The sequence below is a fragment of the Pseudomonas sp. LBUM1661 genome, from assembly GCF_059695925.1.
Genome location: NZ_CP166794.1, coordinates 3,976,598 through 3,999,004 on the forward strand (window position 1 = coordinate 3,976,598; position 22,407 = coordinate 3,999,004).

Consider the following 22,407-nt stretch of genomic DNA (forward strand, 5'->3'; position numbering starts at 1 on the left):
TGCGCCAGCGCCGACGACAGACACGGCTGGATCTACCCAAAGCAGATTGGTTATGTCCTTTCCGAAGAGCTAAAGGGCTATCCGTTACTGAGGAACAAGCATGAAGGCAAGGTGCCTAAACATTCCATCAAAGGCATGATAGAAAGTTTTAGAGTTATTAAAAGCTTGAAAGTGATTTACGTTAGGCATTTTCAGCAGTTTCCCGACAGACGTTCCCTGCGGCAGTGGATCATTTTTTTGAAGCCCCATCAGTCGCTTTCCAACAACAGCAAAATCTTTAACACATTTATCCGAGCTATGAGCAACCCTGTTTCGAATAGAAATTGCGTCTGCCAGCCTGTCTTCAAAGACGGACGGAATCTTCGTGTATGGCTCGCCACGTTCAAAAAAAAGATTAGCGCGGGAGCGCACCTCAGAATACCGAGTCCATGTGAGATATTTCCGAGTCAAATCATATTCGTGCTCTCCCGCTAGCACGTCGACTGCATGATCAATACCTTTACATGGTCCAATTTTAAAATTAGGAGCGTAACTAGGTGAAACGGCCCCAGCCATGTATCGAATGAAGCTTTTGCCAACGAACTCCTCCCAGGCTCCTACAGTCGACATAAAGCAAAGCCCTAGAACACGAGTCGCCTGTGTTGGGCGTATAGCAGCTTTATTATTGTGATAGGTGTAGCTCGCATGAGGAATCATCGCTTCATACAAGTCCAGATTACTATCCAGAACCGCGATAAACTTATCTCGAACTGAAGTTACGCTTGCCGACCTTCCCACAAAATCAACCTCTATCTGGATCCTCGTTAGCTACTATCAAACTACAATTGGCATTAAATTGCCACCACGCCGCAACCAATCACGTAGGACGGCGCACGAATGAGAATTGTTAGCGCCGACAGACATGGCTGGATCTACCGGCCCACGGAATTGAAGAGGTTGGCCATGGCCAAAGACAATGCGCAGATACAGAGGGACAAGCGTGCCAAGGAGAAAGCCTTGCTGGATCGGATCGGCGCCGAGAAGCGCACGCTGATTGTGTCGAAGGCGCTTGCTGATGCACTTGAGGTGCTGGGCGAGCGTCACGACTTCGAGGAATGGCAGTAGACGGTGTCGACGTTCCTGATCAACCTGGCCGGCGCAACGGCCTATCAGTCCGGTCAATTCGCCAACATGTCGCGACCTGAAATAGTGGTTACGGAAAAGCAGTCGCGACAGCTTGAGCGGTTCGCGAAGACAGGCGTCGAGGCTTGATCAGCGGGATGAGCTTTCAAAGCTTCCTGGATACACAGGCGACCATTTGCCTTTTTTCTTCTTGGCTTTGTTGCGACGCTTTTTGGTGGTCTTGCGCATAAGGCCAGCCAATGCCTCTTCCGGGGTGATCGCAAACTTTTCAGATACACCTTCCACTTTCACACCCTTCAAACGATTGACCAGCGTTTCTTGTTGCTCGACTTTCGATTTCATCCATGAGCCTCGACGGTATGGGTTCTGGATTTATAGCACACCGCACGCCGCGCATCCGGCCACGGAGGGCGAAAGCAGGATCCCACTCAACTCGCAGCCAGCTCTGCGTTAATCAAGTTCGAATAATAAGGGTGGATAGTCCCCAACCTTTCCGAAACTCTATTTCGGAGTTGTTCAACAGAATCAAAATCACCTAGCGAAATCTCAATGGACAAGCGGACCAAATCTGAAGCTGCCTTGTCTGTCTCCTGCAAAGAGTTATTCAAACCACGAAGATGAGCCGCGTTCATACTTAAGAAATCTTGTGTCAGCTTTATCTGTTCAACATCTTTGCTATACCGGTCATGCATACGCTCAAACATTGAAATTTGCTGATCGAGTAACTGCAGCTGGTGAGACTTATAGTCTGACAGCTTTGAAAACCCCGCCTGCTCTACTTGCGCATCATTGGATTCACGCTGCAGCTTGCTTAAATCATCAAACTCTTTCCGTTGAGTACTGAGCAACTGCTTCTGAAGATCAATTGTTTTTAATATGGCAAACAGGGTAACCAAAGAAATAACAGGACCAAAAACACCACCAACAAAAGAACCGAAAGCCGACCAGTTATCTGGGGCCTTTGATAAACCATCATTAAATACACTCAAATAAACAACTGCCGCTATAACCAGCAAACTGAATATAAATATCAGGCCGACTTTTAAAGATCGATCTAGCAGGCGTGTGCCTGACTGGTCAAGTTTCATTTAGAGCGCCTCGATAAATTCACATTGGCTTTTCTCCACTATTTAGCAGGTTCCCCTATGTCCGCACAACAGAAGTTGCCCCAGTTCATCCATGGCCAGCCAAGTATGGGCCTGCCGTTCGAAAAAGAACTGGTGGTGGACCTGTTCGCTGGTGGCGGTGGCGCAAGCACCGGCATCGCTCGGGCGTATCGTGAGCCGGACGTGGCGGTAAACCACAACCCCATCGCCCTGGCTGTGCACCGCGCCAACCACCCGAAGACGGCGCACTATGTTGCCGACGTGTAGGAGGTTGATCCGCGGGAAGCAACCGGCGGCCAGCCCGTCGCGATCATCTGGGCATCACCCGATTGTCGCCACCACAGCAAGGCCAAAGGTAGCGCGCCGCGTGACCGAGGCGTTCGCGGGCTGGCATGGGTGGTGATTCGTTGGCTGTTCATCACCAAATCGCGGCTGCTCTTCCTCGAGAACGTCGAAGATTTCTGCGACTGGGGACCGATCGACGACGAAGGCCAACCGATCAAGACCGAGCGCGGGCGCACCTTCAAGGCATTCATTGCGGCGATCAGCACTGGACTTTCCGCCGATCACCCGGACATGCCGGAAATCATGCAGGCCATCGGCGAGTTCGTACCGATGGAAGCGCTGGTGCGCGGCCTTGACTACAACGTCGAATGGCGCGAGCGTATCGCCGCCAACGCCGGCACCCCAACCATTCGCAAACGGCTGTACCTGGTAGCACGAAGCGATGGCCAGCCGATCGTCTGGCCAGCGCCGAAGCGCCACAAAAAGCCAACAGCAAAACAACACCCGTGGCGCACCGCGGCGGAGTGCATCGACTGGAACAACGTCGGAAGAACCATCTTTCGCGAAAGGCCAATGGCGAAGAACACCATGCGCCGGGTAGCCAAAGGCTGCTACCGGCACGTACTGACCAATCCGAAGCCCTTCATCGTACCTATGCGCGGAACATCGCCCTCTCACACTAGCACCCATGGTGTGGATGAGGCGCTGTCGACGATCAGCTCTGGTGGTACTCACCACGCATTAGTTCAGCCGGTCGCGGCTTCCTTTCTTACCGAGTGCGCCAACGGTTCATCGCAACGCAACTTCGATGTACAGGAGCCACTGAGAACGCAAGTCGCTCAAGTTAAAGGCGGCCACTTCGCCATGGTCGCCGCCCACATGACTGCATTCGGCCAAAACGCCGTCGGCAGTTCGCCTTTGGAGCCGACGCAGACGGTAATGGCCGGAGCCGCCCGACACGGGATCGTTGCGGCATTCTTCGAGCAAGCGAATGGCGGATTCTACGACGGTGACGGCCGCGCCGCCGACTCACCTCTCTCGACCATCTGTCAGTCCGGCGCCAACCAGCGACTGGTGAACGCGTACCTGGTGAAGTATTACGGCAACGAGAAGGACGGCATTTCGCTCACTGAGCCGATGCACACCCTGCCCACGAAAGACCGTGTTGCACTGGTCGAGGTTGTGCAGGTGCCGGATACGCTGACGGCGGAACAAATGGAAGGCGCCCGCCGCTGCGCCGCCTTCATGCACGAGTATCTGCCGGAACACTTCAAAGACCCCGCCGAAATGGTGATGGTCGGCGGCTATGTGCTGGTGGACATCACCCTGCGCATGCTGCAACCGCCTGAGCTGAAGGCTGCACAGGGTTTCGACAAGGACTACATCATCGACCGGGGTCTGTTCGTCGATCCGGTCACCGGCGCCGAAGAGTGGCGCGACATTAACAAGACAGACCAGGTCCGGCTGATCGGAAACAGCGTCTGTCCCGATGAGGCCGAGGCGCTGGTAAGTGCCAACGCCGCCGACATCATCGAGCTTTACCAGCGCCTCGCCGCCTGACTTATGCAAACCACAACTGCCAAGGCATCGTGTTAAGCCAATCGATGAATCGACCCAAAAGGGTTATCACTTGGTCGGTCAGGAGCTGTAGCAGAAGTTCTTCTAGAAGTCGAAACATCAGCGTTTACCGCCTATCAACGAACCGGCATATCCGGCGACCGCTGATGTTACTGCGCCCCAAAAAAGCGGAAGGCGATTTACGTAATTAGTTGTGGCAGCAGTTCCCTTTTCCCTCTCCCCACCGCCCGGGCATGACCCGGCATAGGACGCCCCATGCCCACAGAAAACCGCAAACCGGATCTGCGTACCATCGTGACCGAGTCCCTGATCGGCATGATCGCAACGGTTACCCAGCTGGTACCGCCGGCGAACGAGCCACCGCCACCTTTCATCCAAGGCCCGATTGATCGTGCGGTGGATCGCATTCAGGCATTCGTTACCCCAGGCGTGACGCTTCAGACCACCCGCGCCAACCGCGTGTACGTGGCAGGACCAATGACCGGGATCGAGGACTTCAACTATCCAGCCTTCAACGCCATGGCCCACCGACTGCGCGCACAAGGTTACGAGGTCGAAAACCCAGCCGACCACGGTGTCGTTGAGGGTGCGGTCTGGGCCGACTACATGGCCTACGACCTGACAAGGCTTGGCTTGTGCGGAGTGATCGCCCTCCTGCCCGGATGGGAAAGGTCAGAAGGCGCGCGGCTGGAAGTGCAGATTGGCCACCGCCTCGGCATGACGGTTGTGAATGCCCATGATCTGGTATCGATGGAGATTGCGTGATGAGCGAAGTGATGCGTTGGAAATTGAAGGGCTTCATCCCAGGCGTCGAGGGTGAGAGCAAGGCGGTATTTCAACCCGTCGTGGTCCTCGCCGAAGACTACGACAAGGCGACCCGCCTTTTTCTGGATGCGGCGGAACGATGCCTCGCCGCCGAACGCCGCGAAGCAGCCCTGCAGCTTCGCCTGAACGCAGCGGATCAGCGGATTGATGAGCTTTCTAGATCTCAGACTGATCGCTCACCACAGGATTACGCCGTTGAGCATGCTGAATACATGGCCAAGTCAGCCGATGACGTACTGGCAAAATTCCAGGCATACGGATTGGCTCTGCTGGCAGTCGATGAGGGCGGTGACGATGGTGAAGGCGAGCTGCTTGAAGCGATCGATTCGACCCGTCAGGACCTGCAGGAATCGTTGGTAGATTTGCGCGGCATGGTTTACGAGTTTCGCAAACGCAGCAACCGCTGCACCCCGCAGTAACTCCCTCCCCCTTCAAAGTCAGCCGCTATAGCGGCAAAGGACGAAGTCATGCCTATTTTTGCCCTCGCCTACATGGCCTGGCTCATCTACTCGGGGCCATAAGGTCAGGCGACTTTCAATGTCTCGACACGTGCCCGCCCATCAGCCATGCAATGAAGGTACTCACGCCACTTTTTGAAGGCTTGGTACTGCCTGCCGGCGGCTTCCTGCCACTGAGCGCTTCCGATGAGCTCGACTGGGATAGACATCATCTGAGCAGTCGAGAGGTCGAGCTCATCAATGAGTTCGCGCCCATTTGGCATATCGAGAATTAAAGATCGCATAGGAACCTATTTTTTTTGGGCTACTACGTCGACTTGCCACCTGGCTGATCGTGCCCGAGCTCCGACGAACGGCCCCCCTTTTTAATCCACCTTCTGCCGCCACGCGCGGCATGGAACAGCTCATGAGAATTCAATTTTTATCGCACGAAGAGGTTTGCGAGCTGACCGGCGCGCGGACCAAGGCAGGACAGATCCTCAACCTGAAGAAGAATGGCGTCAGACACACCATCAAGGTGAATGGTTGGCCAAGTGTCACGGCCATGGCCGTGACGGCGGTCGGCATGTTTGAAGCAGAAAAAACCGAATGGAAACCACGCAAGGCTAGTTGATATGGGACGACGACCGAGTAAATCCGGCTCAATAGCCCGGCTGCGAGAGCGCAAGAAAGCTAGCGGCCGGGTTTTCTACTACTACGAGATGGGCGGCAAGGACCGCAAAGAAATCGCGCTGGGCAGCGACTACGGCCTGGCAATCATGGAATACGCCAAACTAGAGCGGGACCGCACCGCGACGGCCCTGGTCGCCAAGGTGATTACCTTCCGGTACGTGGCCGAGAAGTATATGGTCGACGTCGTACCAACGAAAAAGCCCGCCACACAGAAAGACAACGTCAGAGAGCTGAAAAACCTGATGTCTTTTTTCGACGACCCGCCGGCACCGCTCGAAACAATCCAGCCCCTGCATGTCCGCCAGTATTTGACCTGGCGCAGGGCTGCACCTGTACGGGCCAACCGCGAGAAGGCTTTGCTCAGTGCAATCTGGAACTTTGCCAGGGACGTCGGCTATACGGCCTTGGCCAACCCCTGCGCCGGAATCAAGGGTAACAAAGAGACCGGCCGGGACATCTACATCGAGGACGCAATGTTCAAGCGCGTGTATGAGAAAGCAGATGCTGGCCTGCGAGATGCGATGGACCTTGCCTATCTAACCGGTCAGCGCGTGACGGATACCCGATTACTGGACGAACGGGACGTCCGAGACGGGCAAATCTGGGTGCTGCAAGGTAAGACGAATGCAAAACGTCGGATTGAGATAACGGGCGAACTGAAAGTTTTGATTAATCGAATCATGTCCCGAAAAAAAGAACATAAGGTCCGCTCGACGCGGCTGATCGTTTCGGAGGATGGCACACCAATGACGGTGGCAATGTTGCGGGGAAGGTTTGATCTGGCCAGGGAGGCGGCGGGTGTCGCGAAGTCCGAGTTTCAAATGCGTGATTTACGCGCTAAAGCTGGTACGGACAAGGCTGAATCAAGTGGCGACATCATGCAGGCCAGAGATCAACTTGGGCATACGACCGTTGTCATGACCGAGCAATACATCCGCAATCGCATAGGTAAGAAAGTCTCGCCTACCAAGTGAATTGCGACCCAGAAACAAACAAGGGCTTGCATTAGCTTTCGCCCGCAAACCCTTGATTTTAATATGGTGCCCGAAGCCGGAATCGAACCGGCACGCCCTTACGAGCGGGGGATTTTAAGTCCCATGCGTCTACCAGTTTCGCCATTCGGGCGGTAGCGCGGTGAAGCGGTCTGACACTGCACACAACAAACTGGCAGTTCTGACGCTTGTGCAGCAGAGGTGGAAATATATACATCCCACCCCGGTGAAGCAAGTTCGCAGATGCCCTTTTCAAGGCTAAATCTTGCAGCGCAATGCAAATAAAAAAGCTCCGTAAATCATAGATCTACGGAGCTTGTTTAAAGTGGAGGCCGAGGTCGGAATCGAACCGGCGTAGGTGGATTTGCAATCCACTGCATAACCATTTTGCTACTCGGCCTCAAACATCTGATGTCATGTAGCACAACACCAGATGCGTACAAACTTGGATTTAGATACTTGATCTAACTCCTTGAAAACATTGAGCTTTTTCAGCGGTCAGTGCTTTCGATGGCGTGAATTATGTACTGATTTCCCGAGGCTGGCAACCCCTTGATTTCAAAAAAAATTCTACCGGGTGGTTTGCCTGTTTTTCCAGAGTCGCGCTGCTCACCCGACTCCGGACAACACGCTCAAGCCTGTCCGACTTCCACTCTTCCACCGTTCAACCGCACCGGCCACACGCGCAGGCGCTGTTGCGGATACTCCAGGCAACTGCCGTCCTCCAGGCGGAAATGCTGCTTGTAGATCGGCGAGGCCACGACCAGGTCGCCTTTGATGCTCCCCACCAACCCGCGACCGATGACGTTCGCCCCGGATTGCGGGTCATGGTTGTCGATGGCGTAGAGGGTCCGGCCCTCGGCGGTCGGCAGGTAGAACAGCGCCACTTGGGCGCCGTCGAGCCAGACGACGACGCCGGAGTTGCTGACGAGGTCCTGTTGCTCGCACACCGTTTGCCAGACGTCGGTGTTGTTCAGGGCATCAATGCGCTGGGTATTGGACTGGCTCATCAGGCAATCTCCTCGGTGACAGGGATAAGGTTGAGTTCGGTGGCCATGATTGGACGGCGCTGGCCGCGTTCCTGGACGAAGTGGATGTCCGGGTCTGGGCGTTTGTCGTTGACGAAGGTGCGGAAGCGCTTGAGTTTTTCCGGGTCTTTGAGGGCGTTGGCCCATTCGCATTCATAGCGGTCGACCACCAGCTGCATCTGCGCTTCGAGTTCTGCGCCAAGTCCGAGGCTGTCGTGGATGATCACGTCCTTGAGGTAATCGAGGCCGCCTTCGAGGCTTTCGCGCCACACCGAGGTGCGCTGCAATTTGTCGGCGGTGCGGATGTAGAACATCAGGAAGCGGTCGATGTAACGGATCAGGGTTTCATCGTCGAGGTCGGTAGCAAACAGCTCGGCGTGGCGCGGACGCATGCCGCCGTTGCCGGAAATGTAGAGGTTCCAGCCCTTCTCGGTGGCAATCACGCCCACGTCTTTGCTCTGCGCCTCGGCGCACTCGCGGGTGCAACCGGACACCGCGAACTTGAGCTTGTGCGGTGAGCGCAGGCCCTTGTAGCGGTCTTCGAGGGTCAGGGCCATTTGCACGCTGTCTTGCACGCCGTAACGGCACCAGGTGCTGCCGACGCAGGACTTCACCGTGCGGGTCGATTTGCCATAGGCATGCCCGGTTTCGAATCCGGCTTCGATCAGCTCGGCCCAGATTTCTGGCAATTGATGCAACTGCGCGCCAAACAGGTCGATACGCTGGCCACCGGTGATTTTGGTGTAGAGGTCGTATTTCTTCGCCACCACGCCAATCGCAATCAACTTGTCAGCGGTGATTTCGCCGCCGGGGATGCGCGGCACCACCGAATAGGTGCCGTTCTTCTGCATGTTGGCCATGAAGGTGTCGTTGGTGTCCTGCAACGGCACCAGTGAGGCGTCCATGATCGGCTGGTTCCAGCACGACGCGAGGATCGAACCCACGGCCGGTTTGCAGATATCGCAACCGGTGTGACCACGGCCGTGTTTGGCCAGCAGTTCTTCGAAGGTGATCACCCCTTCTACCCGCACCAGCGCGTACAGTTCCTGGCGGGTATAGGCGAAGTGTTCGCACAGGCTTTTATCGACACTGACGCCACGGGCGATCAACTCATGCTCGAAGACCTGCTTGAGCAAACCGGCACAACCGCCGCAGCCGGTGCAGGCCTTGGTCTGCGACTTGAGCTGGCCGAGGTCGGTGCAGCCGCCGTCGATGGCCGAGCAGATGGCGCCCTTGGTGACGTTATGGCACGAGCAGACGGTTGCCGATTCAGGCAACGCGCCTGGGCCCAGGGTTGGTGCGCCTTCGGACGACGGCAGAATCAGGCTGGCCGGTTCGGACGGCAGTGCAATGGCGTTCTGCATGTATTGCAGCAGGGTGTCGTAATAGCTGTTGTCGCCGACCAGCACCGCACCGAGGACGTGTTTGCCGGTCGCGTCCACCACCAGGCGTCGATAGCTGGCCGTGGTTTCGTCGATGAACTGGTAACTGCGCGCACCCGGCGTATTGCCGTGAGCGTCACCGATGGAGCCGACATCGACGCCCAGCAGTTTGAGTTTGGTCGACATGTCGGCGCCCATGAACGGCTCGGCGACCTCGTGGCACAGCCGCGCCGCGACGCTGCGAGCCATCTGATAGCCAGGCGCGACCAGGCCGAACAGGCTGCCATTCCAGGACGCGCACTCGCCGATGGCGTAGATGTTCGGGTCGATGCTCAGGCATTCGTCGTCAATCACCACGCCACCGCGCGGCCCGATTTCCAAGGCGCATTGGCGGGCCAGCGCATCTTGTGCGCGGATACCGGCCGAGAACACGATCAGGTCGGTTTCGAGGAATTCGTCATTGGCAAAATTCATGCGGTAGCGGTAATGCTCGCCCGCACTGATCGATTGCGTGGCGCGTGACAGGTGCACGCCGACGCCCAGCCGTTCAATCTGCGACTTGAGCGCAAGGCCGCCCATTTCGTCCAGTTGCACCGGCATCAAGCGCGGGGCGAATTCCACGACATGCGCTTCCAGGCCCAGGCTCTTCAGCGCATTGGCGGCTTCAAGACCGAGCAAGCCCCCGCCCACCACCACGCCGCGCCGCGCATTGGCAGCCGCTGCACGGATGGCGTCGAGGTCTTCAAGGGTTCGATAGACCAGGCGCGAGTCGCCCTCGGCGCCTTCGATCGGCGGCACAAACGGGTAGGACCCGGTGGCCAGGACCAATTTGTCGTAAGAGACGCAACCTTGCGCGGTAATCACCTCACGCCGGGCACGGTCGATTTCCAGCACCGGCACACCCAAATGCAGGGTGACGCCCGGCGTCTGGTACAGCGACGCATCTGACAGCGCCAACGATTCGGCATCACGACCGGAGAAGTACTCGGAGAGGTGCACGCGGTCGTAGGCACGCATCGGCTCCTCGCTGAAGACGTGCAGCCGATAGTGATCGAGCGCACCGCGCTCGATCAGTTGTTCGACGCAATGATGTCCGACCATGCCATTGCCGATCACGATCAGCGTTTGCAGCTTGTTCAACGTGGCAACATTGGAGTTCATAAGAAGCACCCGGCTAAAACGGTTCAAAAAGCAAAAAAAAACGCCTGAAACCTTGCGGTTCCAGGCGTCTTTGCCTGTTCTTTTGCGGTGTTAGCACCAGACGTCTATGCCTGATCCACCGATGTTGCCCACGAATCGATCGTCGTTGACCGAGGGGGCTGCCCACTCGACTGCGTTTGCGGTGGGCCTGAACAGTGTCTTGCAGCGTTTGTGCCAGATCGCGAAGACAGGGCTTTGAGAAGGGTTTTCAAGCCTGTAACGGGTGAACTCGCCTGAAAGAACCGCAGGCGCTTGCCTTCGCATAGTGCAGAGGCCTGCCCCACGGCTTTATAAAAGTGCACAAAGGGCGGCACTACAGGTATTTGAGCCAGGTAATGTCCCGACGTCGAACCTTCAACTCAGAGAACCCGCGAACCGGGCGATAAAGCAAAATGGCCAGCAGCCCTGCCGCGAGCCAAACCGCGCCGACCGAGGAGAAGCCAAACCAGCTGCCCTGGTTCAATCCGAACACAGCGACGGCGATCAGATACAAAACCTTCAGCGCGTACAGGTGCAGTAAATAGAAGAACATCGGTGCCGATCCAAATACCGTCAGTGGACGCAGCCATCGGCTGTTCTGCCGCCGCTCCAACCCCAGCAACAGTAGAAATCCGACGCCCAGGGTCAGCGCCACAAACTGCAGCGACGGTGGGTATTTGGTGATATTGAAAAATCCCATCAGCGTTTGCAGGGACGTATCACCCCCAACCCAGGGCTTCTCGCCATAACCGTTCAGCAGTCGCAGCGCGATGAAACCCGTCAAACCCACGACGCCGCAGAGCATCAGCTTGCGCTGGCGCACCTTCGCATCCACTGCGCGCCCGAACCACGGCCCGATGGCATAACCCAGGCCGATGACACCGATCCATGGCAATACAGGATAGGACGTGCGCAATCGAAACCCTTCAGACAGTTCGATCCAGCCTCGATCATGGAGAATCGCCCAGGGCACGTGCATGGCCGACTCAATCGGAAAGTGCATGGCGTCCAGCATGTTGTGACCGGCAATGATCGCCAGACTCAACAAGAGCAATACCAGTCGCGGCAACCAGACCATCACCGCCAGGGCAATCATGCTCAAACCGATGGCCCATATCACCTGCAGGTAAATGACGGTCGGTGGGAACTGGAACGTCCAGGCAAAGTTCACCAGGGTGAGTTCCAGCACCACCAGAAACAGGCCTCGCTTGAAGAGAAAGCTGCAAACGTCTGCCTTGCCAGCGTATTTCTCACCATACAACCAGGCGGATACACCGGTGAGCAGCACAAAGATCGGTGCGCACAGATGGGCCAGCGTCCGGCTGAAAAACAAGGCTGGCTCGGTCATGGCAATGTCCATGGGATCGGACACTTGTCGATGCAGGAGGAAGGTCTCACGAACATGGTCGAGCAGCATGAACAGAATCACCATGCCTCTCAATGCGTCAATGGACGTAAGCCGGCCAGCCACGATGTTCGTGGAATGAGGAGGATGTTGGGTCATGAGGATTTCGCAGCAAGGGTGAATAAATGTGTCCCGCAGAACGACGGGCGAGGATTATCTATTGTTACCCTATAACATTAAAAGCCGGAATCGAGAGCTTACACATCTGGAAAAACTTTCCGCCGCACGGCGAAGATGCAGCACTCCGTGCTACATCTCCCTTCATTGAGTATCGAAATTAGCTGCCCCGAGGGTGATGTCTTTGGCCAGCCGCTCCCTGCCCTTCTCACCCGCCGAGGGCACGAGGCACACCAGGCCGTTGACGACGACGATCACCGTTGAGTTGATCGCCGCCCACGCCAGCGGCCTTCGAGCACCTCGCACAGCCGTTCGGTCTGCAGGACACCTGTAGGAGCGAGCTCGCTCGCGATGGACGTTAACGATAACGCGTGCTTGTTGGATGAACGCGGTGCCCTCCGGTCCATCGCGAGCAAGCTCGCTCCTACAGGCTTTTATCTGATTACGACCCTTGCACACCGAAAGCGACACCTCGTCCCGTGGACGATTGACGGACCGTGCTTCGTCCTATTAAGTGCTATTTATCCGCATTAATAGGATAAATAGAAAACATGCTCAGTCGCCCGATTCGCCGCAAACGCCAGAAGCTTTCCGATGTGATTGTCGAGTCGGTCAAGCGCTCCATCGTCACCGACGCGCTGCGTCCTGGCGACCGTTTGCCCACCGAGCGCGAGCTGATGGAAAGCTTCCAGTGTTCCAAGGGCTCGGCGCGTGAAGCGCTCAAGGCCCTTGAGGTCGAAGGGTTGGTCAACACCCGCACCGGCCCCAGCGGCGGCGCCTACCTGAATGAAGCCGGCACCGAACCGGCCAGCCGTGCCTTGCGTAATTACCTGCACTTCCAGCACCTGGACGGTGAGCAGGTGTACCAACTGCGCAAAGTCATCGAAGTCGAACTGGCGGTGTCGGTGATCGGCCGCCTCAGCGCCGCTGACTTCAAAGCCCTGCAAGACAACGTGGATTTCTGCAGCGCACCGGAAGACAGCGAAGCCGGCCAGCGCGAACAACGCCTGGCGGAACTGGAGTTCCACAACCTGCTGGCCCGTGCCTGCCCCAACCCGCTGCTGGCATTCATGGCGCAATTTCTCAACGACCTGCTGCGCGACCTGGTGGTGTTGAAGAAAGCCTACAAACCCAAGCGCAAGCAGTTCGACGCGGCCAACCTCGATTACCACAAACGCCTGCTGAACGCCTTGCAAGCCGAGGACGAAAGCAGCGTGCGGCAATTGATGCACGAACACATGTGCGATGCCGAGCACCACATGAGTGCCCTCGAAGGGGAAGTTACCCGCCACTTTTTACTGGAGTTCGATCACACCCACTGATGTCCGCTCCGACCTCCAATAAAAGGCCTGCCCACAGGCCGTGATGCGCCGTTTTGTCATTGCCACTCCTGCCAATAATTAAACCAGGGAGTTACCCCATGCAGCGTCGTACGTTGTTGAAAGCCGGTCTGACCGTAGCCGGAGCCCTTAGCCTTCCGCTGGGTGTGCGTCATGCGTTTGCCGCCGAGCCCTTTACTTTTTATGGGCTCAAATCGATGTCTGGCGCCTTCGCCAGTTACGGCAAGTTCGCCGACATGGGCTCGCGCCTGGCGGTGGAGCAGCATCCGACCTTGCTCGGCCGGCCCCTGAACTACAAGGTAATCGACACCGAAGGCAACGCCGGCAAGGCCGTGCGCAAAGTCCAGGAGGCAATCGCCCAGGATGGCGCACGTTTTTTCCAGGGTTGCACCCTGTCGTCTTCCGCGCTGGCGGTGGCCAAGGAAGTGGGCAAGGTGGGCGGTGTGTTCATGACGCCGGTGGGCGCCGATGAAGTCACCGGCAAGGACTGCAACGCCTCGACCTTTCGCTGGTCGGTGCCGACCTATGGCGCCATTCGCGAAACCATGGTGCCGCTGATCAAACTGCTACCCAATGCCAAGCGCTGGTACACCATCACCCCGCAATACGTGTTCGGCGAAGCGTTGCTCGCCGGGGCGAAACAGGTGTGCGCCGAGCATGGCATCGAACACATCGGCAACAGCTATCACTCGTTGCAGGAGCAGGAATTCTCCGGCTACCTGACCAACGCCATCGCCGCCCAACCCGACGTGCTGGTGCTGCTCAACTTCGGTAGCCAGTCCTCCAACGCCCTGCGCCAGGCAGTGAACTTCGGCATCAAGGAGCGCATGAAAGTGCTGCTGGTGTGGTCCGCCGGGCTCGACCAGTTCCAGGAGCTGGGCAGCGACGTGCTCGAAGGCGTCTACCTCGGTGCGCAGTATTGGCATCAGGTCGATACCCCGTTGAACCGTGAGCTGGTGAAAATCACCCAGGCCAAATACGGGATCAATCCCACCTACCCGCTGGCGGCCGATTACATCGGCACCAAGATCATGCTCGACAGCATCATCGCCACCGGCAGCTTCGACGGCCCGACCGTGTCGAAGGCCATGCAGGGCTTGAGCTACGAAGGACCGACCGGCCAGGAGTCGATCCGTGCCGGCGATCATCAGGTGATCAAGGATTACTACTTGCTGGTGGGCAAGGCCGCTGCCGACATGCGTGACAAGGATGACCTGGCGCAAATCGTCAGCTCCGGTCGCTCGTTCCCTTCAGCAGACGCGACCGGCTGCGTCCTCGGCTGACCGAGAAACCTTTCTACCGCTTGCCACAGGCAGCGGGCCGGGTGACGCCTTTGTCAGCCGGCTCCCTGCAGAGGGTACCTGCATGCTCAATCTTTACCTGTTCCAGATCCTCAATGGCCTCGGCCTGGGGATGATCTACTTCCTGATCGCGGTCGGCCTGACGATCATTTTCGGTCTGCTGAACTTCGTCAACTTCGCCCACGGCGCGTTTTTCGTGCTCGGCGCCTACATCTGCTACACCGTCGTCAGCCTGAGCGGAAGTTTCTGGCTGGCCCTGCTTCTGGCGCCGCTGGTGGTGGCCGCCCTCGCCTGGGCCATCGAGCGATTATTGATCCAGAGGATCTACCACTTACCCCATACCTTCCAGATTCTGGTGACCCTCGGCATCGCGCTGATTATCCAGGAAGCCAGCGTGCTGATCTGGGGACCGGTAGGCAAAAGCGTGGCGGTGCCGGAGCTGCTGCGCGGCGTGTTGATCATCGGCGACTTCGTGTACCCCTACTACCGCTTGTTCCTGATCGTCTTTTCCGGATTGATCGGGCTGACATTGTGGCTGCTACTGGAATGCACGCGTTTCGGCGCATTGGTGCGGGCCGGCAGTGAAAGCACTGAAACGGTGTCGCTGCTGGGCACCAACATCTTCCGCCTGTTCTCCATGACCTTCGCTCTCGGCGTCGCACTGGCCGGTGTCGCCGGGGTGCTGTTTGCGCCCTTGCGCGGCGCCCAACCCTTTGTCGGCCCGGAGATTCTCGGGGTCGCGTTCGTAGTGGTGGTGATCGGCGGCATGGGCTCGTTCAGCGGTGCGCTGGTGGGCGGTTTGCTGGTCGGCGTGGTGCAAAGCCTGATGACCACTATCTGGCCCCAAGGCGCCAGCCTGATGATTTACGGCGCCATGGCGGCGGTCATTCTGGTCCGTCCCTACGGCCTGTTCGGGAGAGCATGATCATGAGCGAGAAAAACCCCCTGCCCTTTGCCAAGACCCAGTCGCGCTCCATGCTGCTGTTGGTAATAGCGGTGCTGATCGGCCTGCCGCTGGTATTGCCCTCGGCGACCCTGGCCACGGAAATCCTGATCTTCGCCCTCGCGGCGCTGGCCTGTAACCTGCTGCTGGGTTACACCGGGCTGCTGTCATTCGGCCAGGGCATCTTCTTCGGCGCCGGTGCCTACTGCGCGGCGCTGTTGATGATCCACCTGCAACTCGGGTTGATCAGCGCCCTGCTCGGTGCCGCACTGGCCGGCGCGGTGCTGGCGTTACTGGTCGGTGCCCTGGCGATTCGTCGCACCGGCATCTATTTCGTGATGCTGACCCTGGCGTTCAGCCAGATGGCCTACTTCATCGCCTACACCCTGAGCGACTGGACCGGCGGCGACAATGGCCTGCTCAGCGTGCCGCGCCCGGAAATCCGCATCGGCGACACGGTGCTGCTGTCGCTGAGCGACGCCCGTTATTTCTACGGGTTCGTCGCGGTGTTGTTCCTGCTGATCTTCATTGGCGCCCGTCGGGTGATCGCCTCGCCCTTCGGCAGCACGCTGATGGCGATCCGCGAGAACGAAACCCGCGCCGCCGCCATCGGCTACGACACCCGGCATTTCAAGATCCTGGTGTTTATGTTGTCCGGCGCGGTGACCGGGATCGCCGGGGCGCTGTACGCCATGCTCCTGCATTTCGTGCCGCTGTCGAACATCGACCTGGCGATGTCGGAAAACATCCTGATCATGACCATCGTCGGCGGCACCGGTTCGCTGTTCGGCTCCTTGTTGGGCGCCGGTTCGATCGTGCTGCTCGGCGAGTTCCTCTCCGATCTCTGGCCACGCTGGCTGATGTTGCTGGGGATCATCCTGATCCTGGTGGTGGTGTTCATGCGCGGCGGGTTGTGGGGCGGACTGTCGAGTCTGGTTGAACGCCTCAAGGGTCAGCGCAAAACGGTCGTGCCGGCCGAGGAGAAACTCTCATGAACAGCCCTGCACAGTACTTGCTGGAAACCCGCGACCTGGAACTGGCCTACGGCAGCTTCCGCGCGGTCAATGGCGTCAACCTGAAAGTCGAGGCCGGCACCATCCACACCATCATCGGCCCCAACGGTGCGGGCAAGACCAGCCTGTTCCACTGCCTGACCGGTGAACGCCAGGCCACTGCCGGGGCCATCCTGTTCAACGGCAAAAACATCATCAAGAAGCCGGCTCATGGCCGGGTCGGCCTGGGCATGGCCCGTTCGTTCCAGTTGACCAGCCTGTTCCAAAACCTCAGCGTACGGGAAAATCTGCGCCTCGCCGCCCAGGGCCGCGATGGCCTGGCGGCGCTGAACTTCTGGCGTCATGTCGACAGCCGCCGCGAACACCTTGAGATGGCCGATCAGGTACTCGAACGCCTGCAACTGACGACACGCGCCGACACCCTCGCCGGCGAACTGTCCCACGGCCAGCAGCGGGTGCTGGAAGTCGGCATGTCGATCTGCTCCAAGCCAAAACTGCTGATGCTCGATGAGCCCACCTCGGGCATGGGCATCGACGACATCCCGATCATGACCCAACTGATCAGCGACCTGGGCCGCGATCACACGGTGCTGCTGATCGAGCACAACATGAGCATCGTCATGTCCATCAGCCAACGCATCACCGTCATGAGCCACGGCCAGATCCTGGTCGAGGGCACACCGGAATTCGTCCGCGCCGACGAGCGCGTACGCATCGCCTATCTGGGAGAAGCCGCCTGATGCTGACCGTCGAGAATATCCATTCCTACTACGACAAGAGCCACGTCCTCGAAGGCGTCTCGCTGCAGGTCAACGCCGGTGAACTGGTGACCCTGCTGGGACGCAACGGCGCAGGCAAGACCACGACCCTGCGCAGCATCCTCGGGATTATCTGCCCGCGTCAGGGGCAGATCCGTTTCAACGGCAAGGAGCTGGTCGGCCAGAAAATCTTCGAGATCGCTCGCCAGGGTTTGGCGCTGGTGCCGGAACATCGCGGTATTTTCCGTTTGCTCAGCGTCGAGGAGAACCTGCGGATCGCCCAGCGCAAGACCAGCCGCTGGCAGCTGGAGGATGTCTACGGAATGTTTCCACGCCTCAAGGAACGCCGTAAAAACGCCGGCCACGCACTGTCCGGCGGCGAACAGCAAATGCTCGCCATCGCCCGCGCCCTGCTCAATGACCCGAAGCTGCTGATCCTTGATGAACCCACCGAAGGCCTGGCCCCGGTGATCGTCGATGAACTGGTGAAGATCTTGCGCAAGATCAAGGACGACGGCCTGCCGGTGCTGCTGGTGGAACAGAACCTGATGGTCTGCGACAAGCTCGCCGACCGCCATTACGTCCTCGAACAGGGCCGCGTGGTTTACGAAGGCAGCGCCGCTGACTTCCGCGCCGACCCGACCATCAAGAACCGCTACCTGGCCCTGAGCGCCTGACGGGAGAGATGAAATGAACCAACCGATAATGTCGCCACCCCAGTTGCAAAACAGTGCCCCGCTGATCAACCGCGAACGTCTCTGGCAGTCGCTGATGGACCTTGCGCAGCTAGGCGCCACCGTCAAGGGCGGCGTCTGTCGCCTGGCCCTGACCGACCTTGACCGCCAGGCCCGCGACCTCTTCGTGCGTTGGTGCGAAGACGCCGGTTGCAGCGTCAGCATCGACGGCATCGGCAATATTTTCGCCCGCCGTGCCGGACGCGATCCCGAGCGTGCGCCGGTAATGACCGGTAGCCATATCGACACCCAGCCCACTGGCGGCAAGTTCGACGGCTGCTATGGCGTGATGGCCGGGCTGGAGGTGATCCGCACCCTCAATGACCTCGGCGTGCAGACCGAGGCGCCGATCGAAGTGGTGGTCTGGACCAACGAAGAAGGCTCACGTTTTCCGCCGTGCATGATGGGCTCGGGGGTGTTTGCCGGGAAGTTCGATCTGGAAGACACCTTGCGTAAACAGGATGAACAAGGGCTGTCGGTAGGCAGTGAGTTGCAGCGCATCGGCTATGCCGGATCGCGGGCAGTGCTCGGTCATGCGGTGGGGGCGTATTTCGAGGCACACATCGAACAGGGCCCGGTACTCGAAGACCGCGAGACCACCATTGGCGTGGTCATGGGCTGTCTCGGGCAGAAGTGGTTCGACCTGACCCTGACCGGTGTCGAAGCCCATGCCGGGCCGACGCCGATGCACCTGCGCAAGGATGCTTTGGTCGGCGCCGCGCAGGTGGTCAGCGCAGTGAATCGCATCGCCCACGCGCAACAGCCTCACGCCTGCGGCACGGTCGGTTGCCTGACCCTGCATCCCGGCTCGCGAAATGTAATTCCCGGACAAGTACACATGACCATCGACCTGCGCCATCTGCATGCCGACAAGCTGCAAGCCATGGTCGAGGAAGTGCGCCAGGTGATCGAAGACACCTGCCAGCAGCACGGCTTGAGTTTCGAGCTGACCCCGACCGCCGACTTCCCGCCGCTGGATTTTGACCCCGCCTGTGTCGCCGCCGTGCGCCAGGGCGCCGTGCAGTTGGGCTTGAGTCACATGGACATCGTCAGCGGCGCCGGGCACGACGCGATCTTCGTCGCCGAGTTGGGTCCGGCCGGGATGATCTTCGTACCGTGCGAGGGCGGCATCAGCCACAACGAAATCGAAAACGCCGCGCCCCAGGACCTGGCCGACGGCTGCGCCGTATTGCTGCGGGCCATGGTCAACGCGGCACAAGGGCAAGGAGGACAAGCGGCATGAAGCACACCGAAATCGCCGAAATGAGTGCCGTCGAGCTATTGGCCCATTACCGTGACAAGCGCCTGTCGCCGGTGGAAGTGACCGAGGACGCCCTGGCGCGCATCGAGCGCTTCAATCCGCAGGTCAACGCTTATTGTCATGTTGATCAACAAGGTGCGATGGATGCGGCGCGGGCCTCCGAACAACGCTGGCTCAAGGGCCAGCCGCGCGGCGCCCTCGACGGTGTGCCGGCGTCGATCAAGGACTTGACCCTGACGCGTGGCATGCCCACGCGCAAAGGTTCGAAGACCACTTCTGCCACGGGCCCCTGGGAAGTTGATGCACCCTTCTCGGCCTTTATGCGCAACGCCGGCGCGGTGCTGCTGGGCAAAACCACCACCCCCGAATTCGGTTGGAAAGGCGTGACCGACAATCCGTTGTACGGCGTCACCCGAAACCCTTGGGACACGCGCATGACCGCCGGCGGTTCCTCCGGGGGCGCGGCCGCTGCTGCATCGCTGAACCTCGGGGTGTTGCACCAGGGCAGCGATGCCGGCGGCTCGATCCGCATTCCTTGTGCGTTCACCGGCACTTTCGGGATCAAGCCGACTTTCGGTTACGTGCCGCAGTGGCCGGCCAGCGCCATGACCCTGCTTTCGCATTTGGGGCCGATGACTCGCACCGTCGACGATGCGGTGCTGATGCTGCAAACCGTCGCTCGGCCAGACGTGCGCGACGGTTTCGCCGGAGCACCGCGCAGCACGCCATGGCTGCCAGAGAGCAATGATCTCAAAGGCCTGCGCATCGCCTACAGCCCGGACTTCGGTTATGTGAAGGTCGATCCGCAGGTGGCCAAGGTGGTGGCCCAGGCAGTGGACCGCCTGGTGCAATTGGGCGCGCATGTCGAACAGGTCGACCCTGGTTTCAGCGATCCACTGGAGCTGTTCAATACCCTGTGGTTCGCCGGCGCTGCACGACTGGCCGGACAGCTGAGCCCGGCGCAACGCGCGCAACTCGATCCGGGCTTGCTGCGCATCGCCGAACAAGGCGAACGTATCAGCCTCCACGACTACACCCTGGCCCTGGAAGCTCGCGCCGCGCTGGTCGCACAGATGGCTGAGTTCCACAGTCGCTATGACCTGCTGGTCTCGCCGATGCTGCCCATCACAGCCTTCGCCGCCGGGCACAACGTTCCGCCGGACTCAGGCTTGGGTGAATGGATGGAGTGGACGCCCTTCAGCTATCCTTTCAATTTGACCCAGCAGCCGGCAGCGTCAGTGCCGTGCGGCTTCGCGCAAGACGGGTTGCCCGTCGGCTTGCACGTGGTCGGTGCGCGTTTTGCCGATGATCAGGTGCTGCGCGTATGCCGGGCCTATGAGCGGGCGTTTCCAAGTCCCCATCCTCAGCAACCTCTGATGAAAGGCTGAACCTTGCGCAGAACAAGCGGGTCCTAGTAATACGTACGCGCAGCACCCTTGTATCGCAATCCTGTTCAGATTGAGAGGTGGATTTCATGAACAACATCATCTACATCGTCGGATTAGTTGTGGTAGTCGTCGTGATCCTGTCGTTCCTTGGCTTTGCATAGAGTCGCCGGGCGGCCGATCAGGCGAATTTGATGGTGCCGCCCTGGACGTCGTCTCGAGCCAATCGCAGGTCATGGGCGTCCTGATTGAGCTGGTGAATCAGGTTGAGCAGCCGCTGGCGCAACAGCTCGTCTTTGAGTTGCTCGGTGGCGCGCATGACATCCAGCGCCGCAACTTCGTTGTTGGTGGCAACAGCGTCGAGCAGTTTGCGCATGCTCCTTGATGACCGATTCATCCATAACACCCCAGGTTTTCGATGAACCAGATCATACGGCCGGAATATTTCGGCAATGTTTCAGACCCATCCGATCAGTTGACCGCGTTCAAATGGCAATTGGAGATTGCATTTCATCTGGTAGGAGAACAAGTACAACCCACCGCAGGTACTGCTCTTGGCGAAGACGGGGTTTTACGCCCACCCCTCTAGCCGCAACGTGGCCCGAACCAGCCGCTGTTCCTCGCCTTCGATTTCCTTGAGGTTTTCGCAGATGCTCTGGATGTGCGCGATGGCCGCCTTGCGCGCCTGTTCCGGCATACGCCCGGTCACGGCGTTGTAGAGGCGCGCGTGGTGACGGTCGATCTGCTTTTTTTGCGTTTCGCGGTGATAGAGGTTGTTGACCGAAGCGAACACGGTGTTCAGCAGCAAATCGGTCAGCGAACGCAGGGTTTGCACCAGCACCGGGTTGTGCGAAGCCTCGCAAATCGCCAGGTGAAACGCATGGTCGAGACGGGCATGGGCGGACGCGTCCAGCGAACGGCTGTGGGCATCGAGCAGCGCTTCATAGGCGCGGGTGATGAGGACAAAATCCGCGTCCGTACCGCGCAGGGCCGCGAGGCGTGCGGATTCACCTTCGAGCAGACTGCGCACCTCGAACAGATCGTAGAGCGTTCGTGGCTGCGAACTGAACAAATGCAGCAGTGGCGACGCGGCACCATGCCCTGACAGGTCGGCCACGAATGAGCCCTTGCCCTGCTCCGTCTTGATAATCCCGCGAGCGCGCAACAGCTTCAGGCCTTCGCGCAGTGCGGTACGGGAAACGCCGAGTTTTTCCGTCAGCCGCCGCTCCGACGGCAACAGCTGCCCGGTCTTGAGGACCCCGTCGACGATCAGCCGTTCTATACGCTCGCAGACCACGTCTGCCACTTGTGGATTACGGGTCACCGTTGTGCTGTCCATCGAACCCTCCAACTGGTATGACCAGTCTCAACATCAAAACCACGCAGACTCAAAGCCAAACATAACTAACTGTTTTATTTGATTTTTTTCAAAAATATAAAAAACTGGCAAGTAAAAAACTGGTTCGACCAGCCAAACAACGCATAGACAGTAGAACGCCTCGGGCCAATGATGCAAGTCAGCT

21 protein-coding genes, 2 tRNA genes and 1 pseudogene are annotated in these 22,407 nt (G+C 58.7%); 14 read left to right on the plus strand and 10 right to left on the minus strand.

Annotated elements, in window-relative coordinates; all coding sequences use genetic code 11:
- Positions 1 to 84 precede the first annotated feature (84 nt).
- Positions 85 to 708, minus strand: coding sequence for a hypothetical protein (locus ACA057_RS18165; protein WP_497341034.1), 624 nt, complete (start codon positions 706 to 708; stop codon positions 85 to 87).
- Positions 709 to 942: 234 nt separating this feature from the next.
- Here ACA057_RS18165 and ACA057_RS18170 point away from each other — a divergent pair, with 234 nt between their 5' ends.
- Positions 943 to 1,104, plus strand: a complete 162-nt coding sequence (locus ACA057_RS18170; protein ID WP_497341036.1) for a hypothetical protein — start codon at positions 943 to 945, stop codon at positions 1,102 to 1,104.
- A 147-nt stretch (positions 1,105 to 1,251) separates the two neighbouring features.
- Here the strand turns inward: ACA057_RS18170 and ACA057_RS18175 are convergent, their stop codons facing one another.
- Both ACA057_RS18175 and ACA057_RS18180 read right to left on the minus strand, forming a co-directional pair.
- The gene (locus tag ACA057_RS18175; RefSeq protein ID WP_497341038.1) at positions 1,252 to 1,464 is read right to left on the minus strand and encodes a hypothetical protein; all 213 of its coding nucleotides are present in this window, start codon (positions 1,462 to 1,464) and stop codon (positions 1,252 to 1,254) included.
- Between the two features lie 86 nt (positions 1,465 to 1,550).
- The gene (locus tag ACA057_RS18180; protein WP_497341040.1) at positions 1,551 to 2,210 is read right to left on the minus strand and encodes a hypothetical protein; all 660 of its coding nucleotides are present in this window, start codon (positions 2,208 to 2,210) and stop codon (positions 1,551 to 1,553) included.
- A gap of 57 nt (positions 2,211 to 2,267) precedes the next feature.
- Here ACA057_RS18180 and ACA057_RS18185 point away from each other — a divergent pair.
- The 5 genes and pseudogenes from ACA057_RS18185 to ACA057_RS18205 all read left to right on the plus strand — a co-directional run bounded on the left by ACA057_RS18185 (position 2,268) and on the right by ACA057_RS18205 (position 7,020).
- A pseudogene (locus ACA057_RS18185) lies at positions 2,268 to 4,073 on the plus strand (DNA cytosine methyltransferase).
- Positions 4,074 to 4,346: 273 nt separating this feature from the next.
- Entirely contained in the window at positions 4,347 to 4,856 is a 510-nt protein-coding gene (locus ACA057_RS18190) for a DUF4406 domain-containing protein (RefSeq protein ID WP_497341042.1), read from the plus strand.
- A complete protein-coding gene (locus ACA057_RS18195) occupies positions 4,856 to 5,335 on the plus strand; it encodes a hypothetical protein (protein WP_497341044.1) in 480 nt (159 codons plus the stop codon). Before ACA057_RS18190 ends, ACA057_RS18195 begins: the two co-directional genes overlap by 1 nt.
- Positions 5,336 to 5,780: 445 nt before the next feature.
- On the plus strand, positions 5,781 to 5,987 hold the full coding sequence (locus ACA057_RS18200) for a DUF4224 domain-containing protein (RefSeq protein WP_497341046.1): 207 nt from the start codon (positions 5,781 to 5,783) through the stop codon (positions 5,985 to 5,987).
- Position 5,988: 1 nt separating this feature from the next.
- Positions 5,989 to 7,020 carry a site-specific integrase gene (locus ACA057_RS18205; RefSeq protein ID WP_497341048.1) on the plus strand — a complete coding sequence of 344 codons (1,032 nt, stop codon included), beginning with the start codon at positions 5,989 to 5,991 and terminating at the stop codon, positions 7,018 to 7,020.
- A 64-nt stretch (positions 7,021 to 7,084) separates the two neighbouring features.
- Here the strand turns inward: ACA057_RS18205 and ACA057_RS18210 are convergent.
- The 5 genes from ACA057_RS18210 to ACA057_RS18230 form a co-directional block, all read right to left on the minus strand.
- Positions 7,085 to 7,171, minus strand: a tRNA-Leu gene (locus tag ACA057_RS18210).
- A 193-nt stretch (positions 7,172 to 7,364) separates the two neighbouring features.
- Positions 7,365 to 7,438 (minus strand) — tRNA-Cys (locus tag ACA057_RS18215).
- 232 nt (positions 7,439 to 7,670) lie between these two features.
- Positions 7,671 to 8,048 (minus strand): nitrite reductase small subunit NirD, encoded by a 378-nt coding sequence (gene nirD / locus ACA057_RS18220; protein ID WP_497341050.1) that lies wholly within the window; start codon positions 8,046 to 8,048, stop codon positions 7,671 to 7,673.
- Complete coding sequence (gene nirB / locus ACA057_RS18225) at positions 8,048 to 10,609, minus strand: nitrite reductase large subunit NirB (RefSeq protein ID WP_497341051.1); 2,562 nt, start codon at positions 10,607 to 10,609, stop codon at positions 8,048 to 8,050. The genes nirD and nirB overlap by 1 nt, the downstream gene beginning before the upstream one ends.
- Positions 10,610 to 10,961: 352 nt before the next feature.
- Complete coding sequence (locus ACA057_RS18230; RefSeq protein ID WP_497341053.1) at positions 10,962 to 12,131, minus strand: acetyltransferase domain-containing protein; 1,170 nt, start codon at positions 12,129 to 12,131, stop codon at positions 10,962 to 10,964.
- A 569-nt stretch (positions 12,132 to 12,700) separates the two neighbouring features.
- On the opposite strand from ACA057_RS18230, the gene ACA057_RS18235 reads away from it, so the two are divergent.
- From ACA057_RS18235 to ACA057_RS18270, 8 genes are all read left to right on the plus strand, one after another.
- Complete coding sequence (locus tag ACA057_RS18235) at positions 12,701 to 13,471, plus strand: FadR/GntR family transcriptional regulator (protein ID WP_128871039.1); 771 nt, start codon at positions 12,701 to 12,703, stop codon at positions 13,469 to 13,471.
- Between the two features lie 98 nt (positions 13,472 to 13,569).
- Positions 13,570 to 14,772 carry an ABC transporter substrate-binding protein gene (locus ACA057_RS18240; protein ID WP_497341055.1) on the plus strand — a complete coding sequence of 401 codons (1,203 nt, stop codon included), beginning with the start codon at positions 13,570 to 13,572 and terminating at the stop codon, positions 14,770 to 14,772.
- Positions 14,773 to 14,854: 82 nt separating this feature from the next.
- Positions 14,855 to 15,715 (plus strand): branched-chain amino acid ABC transporter permease, encoded by an 861-nt coding sequence (locus tag ACA057_RS18245; protein ID WP_128871041.1) that lies wholly within the window; start codon positions 14,855 to 14,857, stop codon positions 15,713 to 15,715.
- A 2-nt stretch (positions 15,716 to 15,717) separates the two neighbouring features.
- Positions 15,718 to 16,728, plus strand: coding sequence for a branched-chain amino acid ABC transporter permease (locus ACA057_RS18250; protein ID WP_497341058.1), 1,011 nt, complete (start codon positions 15,718 to 15,720; stop codon positions 16,726 to 16,728).
- A complete protein-coding gene (locus tag ACA057_RS18255) occupies positions 16,725 to 17,486 on the plus strand; it encodes an ABC transporter ATP-binding protein (protein WP_497341060.1) in 762 nt (253 codons plus the stop codon). The genes ACA057_RS18250 and ACA057_RS18255 overlap by 4 nt, the downstream gene beginning before the upstream one ends.
- On the plus strand, positions 17,486 to 18,181 hold the full coding sequence (locus ACA057_RS18260; protein ID WP_497341062.1) for an ABC transporter ATP-binding protein: 696 nt from the start codon (positions 17,486 to 17,488) through the stop codon (positions 18,179 to 18,181). The genes ACA057_RS18255 and ACA057_RS18260 overlap by 1 nt, the downstream gene beginning before the upstream one ends.
- Before the next feature lie 28 nt (positions 18,182 to 18,209).
- Entirely contained in the window at positions 18,210 to 19,481 is a 1,272-nt protein-coding gene (locus tag ACA057_RS18265) for a Zn-dependent hydrolase (RefSeq protein WP_497349943.1), read from the plus strand.
- On the plus strand, positions 19,478 to 20,887 hold the full coding sequence (locus ACA057_RS18270; RefSeq protein WP_497341064.1) for an amidase: 1,410 nt from the start codon (positions 19,478 to 19,480) through the stop codon (positions 20,885 to 20,887). Before ACA057_RS18265 ends, ACA057_RS18270 begins: the two co-directional genes overlap by 4 nt.
- 178 nt (positions 20,888 to 21,065) lie before the next feature.
- On the opposite strand, the gene ACA057_RS18275 is transcribed toward ACA057_RS18270, so the two are convergent.
- A complete protein-coding gene (locus tag ACA057_RS18275; protein WP_401353258.1) occupies positions 21,066 to 21,281 on the minus strand; it encodes a hypothetical protein in 216 nt (71 codons plus the stop codon).
- 174 nt (positions 21,282 to 21,455) lie between these two features.
- Positions 21,456 to 22,223: a transcriptional regulator GlcC gene (gene glcC, locus ACA057_RS18280; RefSeq protein ID WP_497341066.1), complete on the minus strand. Its 768-nt coding sequence runs from the start codon at positions 22,221 to 22,223 to the stop codon at positions 21,456 to 21,458.
- Between the last annotated feature and the right edge of the window lie 184 nt (positions 22,224 to 22,407).

Excerpts from the sequence above, each read along its gene's own strand:
- ACA057_RS18170 (WP_497341036.1), top strand. The coding sequence starts at position 943 with ATGGCCAAAGACAATGCGCAGATACAGAGGGACAAGCGTGCCAAGGAG.
- ACA057_RS18175 (WP_497341038.1), bottom strand. The coding sequence starts at position 1,464 with ATGAAATCGAAAGTCGAGCAACAAGAAACGCTGGTCAATCGTTTGAAG.
- ACA057_RS18180 (WP_497341040.1), bottom strand. The coding sequence starts at position 2,210 with ATGAAACTTGACCAGTCAGGCACACGCCTGCTAGATCGATCTTTAAAA.
- ACA057_RS18190 (WP_497341042.1), top strand. The coding sequence starts at position 4,347 with ATGCCCACAGAAAACCGCAAACCGGATCTGCGTACCATCGTGACCGAG.
- ACA057_RS18195 (WP_497341044.1), top strand. The coding sequence starts at position 4,856 with ATGAGCGAAGTGATGCGTTGGAAATTGAAGGGCTTCATCCCAGGCGTC.
- ACA057_RS18200 (WP_497341046.1), top strand. The coding sequence starts at position 5,781 with ATGAGAATTCAATTTTTATCGCACGAAGAGGTTTGCGAGCTGACCGGC.
- ACA057_RS18205 (WP_497341048.1), top strand. The coding sequence starts at position 5,989 with ATGGGACGACGACCGAGTAAATCCGGCTCAATAGCCCGGCTGCGAGAG.
- nirD (WP_497341050.1), bottom strand. The coding sequence starts at position 8,048 with ATGAGCCAGTCCAATACCCAGCGCATTGATGCCCTGAACAACACCGAC.
- nirB (WP_497341051.1), bottom strand. The coding sequence starts at position 10,609 with ATGAACTCCAATGTTGCCACGTTGAACAAGCTGCAAACGCTGATCGTG.
- ACA057_RS18230 (WP_497341053.1), bottom strand. The coding sequence starts at position 12,131 with ATGACCCAACATCCTCCTCATTCCACGAACATCGTGGCTGGCCGGCTT.
- ACA057_RS18235 (WP_128871039.1), top strand. The coding sequence starts at position 12,701 with ATGCTCAGTCGCCCGATTCGCCGCAAACGCCAGAAGCTTTCCGATGTG.
- ACA057_RS18240 (WP_497341055.1), top strand. The coding sequence starts at position 13,570 with ATGCAGCGTCGTACGTTGTTGAAAGCCGGTCTGACCGTAGCCGGAGCC.
- ACA057_RS18245 (WP_128871041.1), top strand. The coding sequence starts at position 14,855 with ATGCTCAATCTTTACCTGTTCCAGATCCTCAATGGCCTCGGCCTGGGG.
- ACA057_RS18250 (WP_497341058.1), top strand. The coding sequence starts at position 15,718 with ATGAGCGAGAAAAACCCCCTGCCCTTTGCCAAGACCCAGTCGCGCTCC.
- ACA057_RS18255 (WP_497341060.1), top strand. The coding sequence starts at position 16,725 with ATGAACAGCCCTGCACAGTACTTGCTGGAAACCCGCGACCTGGAACTG.
- ACA057_RS18260 (WP_497341062.1), top strand. The coding sequence starts at position 17,486 with ATGCTGACCGTCGAGAATATCCATTCCTACTACGACAAGAGCCACGTC.
- ACA057_RS18265 (WP_497349943.1), top strand. The coding sequence starts at position 18,210 with ATGTCGCCACCCCAGTTGCAAAACAGTGCCCCGCTGATCAACCGCGAA.
- ACA057_RS18270 (WP_497341064.1), top strand. The coding sequence starts at position 19,478 with ATGAAGCACACCGAAATCGCCGAAATGAGTGCCGTCGAGCTATTGGCC.
- ACA057_RS18275 (WP_401353258.1), bottom strand. The coding sequence starts at position 21,281 with ATGAATCGGTCATCAAGGAGCATGCGCAAACTGCTCGACGCTGTTGCC.
- glcC (WP_497341066.1), bottom strand. The coding sequence starts at position 22,223 with ATGGACAGCACAACGGTGACCCGTAATCCACAAGTGGCAGACGTGGTC.